This is a genomic window from Paenibacillus forsythiae T98 (assembly GCF_000520735.1).
Taxonomy (GTDB): Bacteria; Bacillota; Bacilli; order Paenibacillales; family Paenibacillaceae; genus Paenibacillus_AQ; species Paenibacillus_AQ forsythiae.
Map to the genome: position 1 here is coordinate 1 of NZ_ASSC01000128.1, position 6,502 is coordinate 6,502.

The window sequence follows — 6,502 nt, forward strand, 5'->3', positions numbered from 1 at the left end:
CATTACCCCCGCGATGGAATCCCTTTCCCAGGCGATGCGGAACGCGTGGGCCGCGTTTGCCCACGGCGGAAGCCCCGGTACAGGGGAGCTGCCGTGGCCGGAGTACGGGACTTCGGAGCGCGCGACCCTTATTTTCGACGAAACCTCTTGCGTCGTGAAGGACCCTGAGCCGGAGAAGCGCCGGCTGATGTTCAAATATATGGCGTGAGCCGCCTCTTGCCCTGCTCCAATTCAAAAACGTCCAAAGCCGAAATGTCTCCTCGGTCTGGACGTTTTTTTGCTGCTGCCTGAAAAGTCAGTTGGTATGGGGAACCAGCTTGATGGGGCCATAGCCAAGTGACTTCAGTTGGTCATCCGTCATAAACAACCTGTTGCCGGTGCTGAAGCTGTTTGAAGGGGTCAGGGTAAGTTTTGCCGCTTCCTTCGAGATGGTATATTGATAGCCCGGGGCTTTATTGGACGATCCCGGCTGCTTCAACAGCTCCGCCTTCCAGCCCAGCGCTTTGGTGAGAGGACCTACAGGAATCCAGCGTTTGCCGTTCGCTTGAAATACCGTGCTTAGCGGGATGCTGAGGCCGTTGATTTCCGCCGTATACTCATATTCTTCAATAAGGGGAACCGGGACGACGGGCAGTTCGGCGGGATTAATGCCGGCAGGAAGGGACGGTTTTGTCCGGGCAGGCGCAGGCGGATAGAGGGCGTCTCTCTCAGCTTCGTCATTCAGAATATGGGAGGAACCTGTCTTCAGATCGTACACCCGCTCTATCCGAAGCGGCTCATTCTCCGCATACAGCAGCTTGAAGTTGGAAGGGTTAAAGTTATACAGCTTCCCGGCCAGTAACGTTGTTCTTTTGTTTGTGTCCGGATTGTAAGCCGTAATCATATTCTGCTTGGCCTTGTTGTCATAACCGGATTCCAGCAGTGTGTGTTGATCGTACCACCACAATGAAAAGCTTCTCTCGGAGGATTTGTACAAAGAGACTTCTCCAGTCTCCATGTTTTTTAAATAATAGTCGATAAGTCTGGAATAATACGCGCCATATGGTGCTGACAACGCTTGAAAATTATAGCGGAAACGCCACAGAAATCCCCATTTGCCGTCCGGAGACAGCATATAGACATTTTTTTGGACGATCGCCTGACGATCCGGGTCGTATACGTAGGTAGCCTCCGGATCATACCCATAGACTATGACAGAGCCGTCCGCCTCTGTGTGGAAAGACCGGAACGGCTCCTGCCACTTGGCATAAGTACCGTCCTGTTGCTTGTAGACCACCGCATTTTCAAACTTGCCGTCGACCGTGTAACTGGTAGAATACAGCTCCATTCCTTTTGAGGCATCCACCGCAGAATCGTACACGTTGATTTCGGACTGGGCCTTTACGGAAGGCAAGCCTTGTACACTGAGGGCAAGCAGCACCGCGGCGCCCAGGAGGGTACGTCTAATAGCTTGGCTTGAGAACTTCATTTTTTTGGTTGATCCCCCTTCTTTTTCAATATTAAGTATAGACTCTTATGACCGGGAAAAGGTTGCGCTCTCCGCTATACTGAAGTTAAATTTCACCAATATTTCAAACTTATAGAGTCCCTGGTCTGATGGTTAGCGATGCCTAGAGTAAAAATAAGCCTTTCCATCCATACTACCGTTAATCTGGCATACTGGCGTTCCGTCCGGAGCCTTAAGAAAGATTGTCCGCCCGAAACGGGCGGTCCCGCGCAAGCGGGCTTGACGATTGTTGATTTAGGAGGACAGCGGATGAAGACTCATTCTGGCTCCGCCATCTATATACAATTGAAGCACCGGGTGACGCTTCCGCAAGGCAGAGGGGTGAGGCTTGGCGATGTCGCCAGCCTGATTGCCCCGCCGAAGTGGGAGGAGCCGCTGAAATCGCTGCTTCTGGTCCAGCCGGAGTACAGCGACGGCAACCTGATCCTCATTGATATGCTGAAGGTCATTCCCCTGGTGAAGAAGCTGATCCCGGATGCCGATATCGAGCCGATTGGAGAAAATGAGACGATTGTCCAAATCAGCGAATCCAGGGGGGAGCGGAGGCCGTCGACTGCGATGTTCGCCCTCGTCTGGCTGCTGCTGTTCTTCGGCGCGGCGCTGACCATTATGAATTTCCATGCGGACGTCAGCATGATGGAGGTGCAAATCCGGATCGTGGAGATGCTGACCGGCCGCCGGGACGAGCATCCTTACCTGTTCCAGCTGGCGTATTCCGTCGGGATCGGATTCGGCATGGTCATCTTTTTCAATCATCTGTTTAAGAAAAAATGGAATGAGGAGCCGACCCCGCTTGAGGTGGAAATGTTCCTGTATCAGAGAAATATTGACCAATACGTCATTCATGAGGAATACCGGAAAATGAAGCGCAGCGAAGACGGCACGGGCGAAAGGGAGTGAACGCAAAATGACGGCTCCGATCGAAGTGGGCCTGACGCTGATCCTTGGCATCGCGGGAGGCATTGCCGTCGGCGGCGGGGTGATCGCCCTGTTCGTCGTGCTCGACATGATTCCCAGGTTGGCCCAGCTGACGAAATCTTACGACAAGGTGCACTGGTATGAGGGCGCCATGGTCAGCGGGTCGCTTCTCGGCACGGTGAGCGATTTCTGGAACTGGAAAATTGCCGCTGGCCCAATGGCCGAGGCGATGGTCGGCCTGTTCGGCGGAATCTTTGTCGGCATGCTTGCCGCCGCATTGACCGAAGTGCTGAACGTGCTGCCGATCTTGGCCAAGCGCCTTCATATGACTTCACATCTGTTCGGACTCCTGATGGCGATGGTATTTGGCAAAGTGGCGGGTTCCTTATTTGACTGGTTTGTGTACCGACAGTAAACGGAGGGTTTAAGATGAGCAGATACATTCACAGCGGCGATTACTTGAACAGTGAAGAACCGGAGAAGCCTCTTTCGGATGCGGCAAGTGAGGGGAGCGGCGGCACGGCGGGGGATGAGGGTGCCGGGCAGGCGGCTGCGGACAGTGGCGCGGTGGCAGGCGCAGAAGGGTTAGGCGACGTGGCAAGCAGTGCGGCGCCGGGTTCGGGCGAAGGGATCAGCCCCGTGGAAAGCGGCGGAGCGCCGGACGCCAGCGATGACCAGGCGGCTGCGGACAGTGGCGCGGTGGCGGGCGCAGAAGGGTTAGGCGACGTGGCAAGCAGTGCGGCGCCGGGTTCGGGCGAAGGAATCAGCGCCGTGGAAAGCGGCGGATCGCCGGACGCCGGGCCGAGCGCCGGAGCGGGCGACATGGAAGCGTCCCGGGAGCTTGGAGCGCCGGATGAACGTTCGGATGGCGAAGTATCCGGCTTTATCCGGAGTATTTTGCCTGGTGAAGAGGGGGATGAGAGCCCTGCTTCGGAGCAGGATCGGGGAGGTTCCGGTTCTTCCCCGGACGAAGATCGGGCGGCGAAGCAGACCGGCGGCGCGGCGGAGCAGGAGGATGCGGATAAGGGTAAAAAAGGCCGCCGAAATCAAGCAGCAGCTTCAGGTCAGCCGGAAGATCCCAAGCAGGAGAAAAGGGATAGGGAACTGTCAAATTCCGTGAAAGAATCCATTCTGTACTGGCATGGCGATGACAGGATTCCCGAAACGATCGATCAGACGAAAGAAGTGCTGACCGAAGTGATGGGTCTTGGAACGACATTCGATGTAGTATTCCGGGAAATGCACTTGGGAGGAAGAAAGACGGGGCTGCTGCTGATCAGCGGCTTTGCCAAGGATGTCATTCTGGATGAGATACTGAAGCGGCTTACGTATTTGACCCCTTGCGATATGTCTTCCGATGCCATGGCCTCTTTCATGAATGAGTACATCCCCCATATCCAGGTTGTGAAGGACGACCGGATGAGCGAGGCGATAAACCAGGCCATGGCCGGGATGAGCGTTCTGTTCATCGAGGGGGAACCTTCCGTCATCATCATGGATACGCGGTTGTATCCGGTTCGCGGACCGGAGGAGCCCTCCATCGAGCGTGTGGTGCGAGGCGCCCGCGATGGGTTCACGGAGACCCTTCTGAGCAATATCGCGCTTGTCCGCCGCAGGCTGCGTGATCCGGGGCTGAAATTCGAGTTGCACAAGGTAGGCCGGAGGACGCAGACGGATGTGTCCATCGCTTATATCGACGATATTGTGGATAAAACGCAGGTCAAGGCGGTCATCGACAAAATCAAAAGCATCGACATCGATGGCATTCCGCTGGCCGACAAGCAGCTGGAGGAAGCTATCATAGGGAAGAGCATGAATCCGTATCCCATGGTCCGTTATTCAGAGCGGCCGGACATTGTCGCTTCCCACCTGCTTGAAGGCAGGGTGGTCGTGTTCGTCGATACGTCTCCCAGCGTGATGGTAATCCCGACGACCTTTTTCGATTTATGCCAGCATGCGGAAGAGAACCGCCAGACTCCGCTCATGGGCTCTTATTTGCGGTGGGTGCGGTTCGCCGGAATCTTCGCTTCCATCTTCCTGCTGCCGCTCTGGATGCTGATGGTCATCCATCCCGAGCTGAAGCCCCCGCTGCTCGATTTTATCGGTCCGCAGAAGAACGCCAAAATTCCGCTGCTCGCCCAGTTTCTGATCATCGAGTTCGGGGTGGATCTGCTGCGTATGGCTGCGGTGCATACGCCGTCGCCCCTCGGTTCAGCCATGGGCCTGATCGCCGCGATTCTGATCGGTGACATTGCCGTTAAGACGGGGCTGTTCGTCAACGAGGTCGTCCTGTATATGGCGGTGGCCGCTATCGGCATGTTCGCCACGCCAAGCTATGAGCTTGGTCTGGCCAACCGGCTTGTACGGCTGTTCCTGCTTCTGGCCACAGGCTTCTTCCATGTTATCGGACTTGTGGTCGCCTCGACCCTGTTCATCGTTCTGCTGACGGTCAACCGGTCCTACAACTCGTCCTATTTGTGGCCGTTCATACCGTTTAATGCAAAGGCAATGGGGGCCATCCTGTTCCGCGTGCCGGTGCTTTCTTCCAAAACAAGGCCGTCTTTCAATAAAACGAGGGATAATACGCGCATGTCGCTGGATACCGGGAAGAAGGACAAATCGTAGGATAATACAAATCAACTGCGTATTTGTCCATTCTATGGCGTTCCCTTCCTCTGCTATACTGAATACCATAAAAGACTGGGATGGATATTCCACAGAAATCGGAGGATTGCGAATATGTTTTTACACGGGACGAGCCGGATTAACGATGCCGGTCATTTGGAAATCGGCGGATGCGACGTTACGGAACTCAAGGCCGAGTACGGCACTCCGCTTTATATCATGGATGAACAGCTGATCCGCCGCCGCTGCCGCGAATATATGGACGCTTTTGCCGCCAGCGGTCTGGGCTTTCAGGTAGCCTATGCCAGCAAGGCGTTCTCGGTAATGGCGATGTGCCGTCTCGCGGACGAAGAGGGGCTGTCCCTTGACGTTGTCTCCGACGGCGAGCTGTACACCGCTCTGCAGGCCGGATTTCCGCCGGAGCGGATTCACTTCCACGGCAACAACAAGACGCCGTTTGAAATCGAAATGGCGCTGGACGCGGGAATCGGCTGCTTCGTTGTCGACAACTTCGTCGAGCTGGATCTTCTGCAAGCCATCGCGGCCAGCAAGCGCGTGAACGTCAATATTCTGCTGCGCGTTACGCCGGGGGTCGAGGCGCATGCCCATCACGCTTACGCCGCCACCGGGCAGACCGATTCGAAGTTCGGCTTCGATATCGGCAACGGCACCGCATTTGAAGCGGTACAGCAGTCAAGCGCCAAGGAGAATCTGACGCTGCTGGGCGTGCATTCCCATATCGGCTCCCAGATTTTCGAGACGGAAGGCTTTGAAATGGCGGTTGAGCGTGTAGCCGACTTTGCCCGCCGCGTGAAGGAAGAATTGAACACGGAATTCAGCGTGGTCAACCTTGGCGGAGGCTTCGGCATCCGTTACACCGAAGGCGACACGCCGCTGCATGTATCTGAATATGTCGCCGCCATTACGGGAGCGGTGAAGAAATTTTTTGCCGGAATCGGTGCGAAGCTGCCTGAAATCTGGGTGGAGCCGGGCCGCAGCATCGTCGGCGACGCGGGAACAACCCTGTATACTGTTGGCACGAACAAAACGATCCCGGGCGTACGCAAGTACGTGGCGGTCGACGGCGGAATGGGCGATAATCCGCGTCCTGCGCTTTACGAATCGAAATACGAAGCGCTGCTGGCGAACCGGGCAAACGACCCGGCCGTGGAAACGGTATCCATCGCGGGCAAATGCTGCGAAAGCGGCGATATGCTGATCTGGGATGTGGAGCTGCCGGAAACGAAGAGCGGGGATCTGCTCGCCGTAGCCTGCACAGGCGCCTATAACTATTCCATGGCCAGCAACTACAACCGTATCGCCCGTCCGGCCGTGGTGTTCGTGCAGAACGGACAAAGCGATCTTGTGGTCAAGCGCGAAAGCCACAGCGATCTGATTGCCAATGATATTGTGCCGGAGCGGATCGCGAAACAGCCGGTAACGAAATAACTT

At 55.9% G+C, this 6,502-nt stretch carries 5 protein-coding genes and 1 pseudogene; 5 read left to right on the forward strand and 1 reads right to left on the reverse strand.

All coding sequences use genetic code 11. The annotated features are described in order from the left end of the window. Nucleotides 1-208, forward strand: a pseudogene (locus tag L692_RS32395) (carboxylesterase/lipase family protein); the annotation flags it as partial. An 87-nt stretch (nt 209-295) separates the two neighbouring features. On the opposite strand, the gene L692_RS0104645 reads toward L692_RS32395, so the two are convergent. Beyond that, on the reverse strand, nt 296-1,468 hold the full coding sequence (locus tag L692_RS0104645) for a hypothetical protein (protein WP_025697622.1): 1,173 nt from the start codon (nt 1,466-1,468) through the stop codon (nt 296-298). Between the two features lie 288 nt (nt 1,469-1,756). Between L692_RS0104645 and L692_RS0104650 the strand changes: the two genes are divergently transcribed. From L692_RS0104650 to lysA, 4 genes are all read left to right on the forward strand, one after another. Further along, nucleotides 1,757-2,407, forward strand: a complete 651-nt coding sequence (locus L692_RS0104650) for a stage V sporulation protein AA (RefSeq protein WP_025697623.1) — start codon at nt 1,757-1,759, stop codon at nt 2,405-2,407. A 7-nt stretch (nt 2,408-2,414) separates the two neighbouring features. Next, on the forward strand, nt 2,415-2,840 hold the full coding sequence (locus L692_RS0104655) for a stage V sporulation protein AB (protein WP_025697625.1): 426 nt from the start codon (nt 2,415-2,417) through the stop codon (nt 2,838-2,840). Nucleotides 2,841-3,247: 407 nt separating this feature from the next. After that, nucleotides 3,248-5,050, forward strand: coding sequence for a spore germination protein (locus tag L692_RS27740; protein ID WP_084463072.1), 1,803 nt, complete (start codon nt 3,248-3,250; stop codon nt 5,048-5,050). 114 nt (nt 5,051-5,164) lie between these two features. Beyond that, nucleotides 5,165-6,499 carry a diaminopimelate decarboxylase gene (gene lysA, locus L692_RS0104665; protein ID WP_025697630.1) on the forward strand — a complete coding sequence of 445 codons (1,335 nt, stop codon included), beginning with the start codon at nt 5,165-5,167 and terminating at the stop codon, nt 6,497-6,499. The last annotated feature ends 3 nt before the right edge of the window (nt 6,500-6,502 follow it).

Bases quoted from the DNA above. Each gene is read 5' to 3' on its own strand.
- L692_RS27740 (WP_084463072.1), top strand. From the start codon at position 3,248: ATGGAAGCGTCCCGGGAGCTTGGAGCGCCGGATGAACGTTCGGATGGC.
- lysA (WP_025697630.1), top strand. From the start codon at position 5,165: ATGTTTTTACACGGGACGAGCCGGATTAACGATGCCGGTCATTTGGAA.
- L692_RS0104655 (WP_025697625.1), top strand. From the start codon at position 2,415: ATGACGGCTCCGATCGAAGTGGGCCTGACGCTGATCCTTGGCATCGCG.
- L692_RS0104645 (WP_025697622.1), bottom strand. From the start codon at position 1,468: ATGAAGTTCTCAAGCCAAGCTATTAGACGTACCCTCCTGGGCGCCGCG.
- L692_RS0104650 (WP_025697623.1), top strand. From the start codon at position 1,757: ATGAAGACTCATTCTGGCTCCGCCATCTATATACAATTGAAGCACCGG.